We start from the raw sequence: 529 nt of genomic DNA, 5'->3' as shown, positions 1-529 counted from the left end.
GCCCCTCTAATTTCAGAAAGAACAATTTGAAGTAAACCATATATATATCCTTGTTTTTAGAGTTATTAAAACAATAGAAATGACTATTTTTGCATTATATTTATAGATGTCTATGACAAATACAGAAACCATACAATCACTTATCGATAGCGGAGAAGGCTATAATGTAGAGTTTAAAGTTCGTGTACCTTTAAAAGTTCGTGAACTAACAGAGGAAATTTGCGCTTTCGCTAATGCTGACGGAGGATATTTGCTTATCGGCGTAGATGATAACGGACAGATTATTGGTACAGGTTTGGAAAATGACAAACGTTCAGCCATTCAAGGCTCTATCAGTGAAATATCTCCAGCTCTCCATTGTGATATGTATGCGGTAAATATCGAGGATAAGACAGTTTGGGTAATTGATGTTCCATCAGGGAAAGATAAACCTTATATATTTTCCGGTTCTATCTTTGTGCGTGAGGGAGCAAACTCACAGAAACTTCGTACTGTCGAAGAAATGCGCAGTTTCTTTCAGGAATGCAAC

Annotated in this window: 1 protein-coding gene; it reads left to right on the top strand. The window is 36.5% G+C overall.

All coding sequences use genetic code 11. The features are described from left to right. Window positions 1-106 precede the first annotated feature (106 nt). The coding region (locus IE178_RS37260) for an AlbA family DNA-binding domain-containing protein (protein WP_498370662.1) at window positions 107-529 on the top strand (423 nt) is incomplete at its 3' end.

The organism is Streptomyces griseoloalbus (assembly GCA_014650015.1).
In the GTDB taxonomy this organism is placed as follows: domain Bacteria; phylum Actinomycetota; class Actinomycetes; order Streptomycetales; family Streptomycetaceae; genus Streptomyces; species Streptomyces griseoloalbus.
The sequence above is the reverse complement of the archived record's forward strand: the minus strand, read 5'-3'. Positions and strand labels throughout refer to the sequence as shown.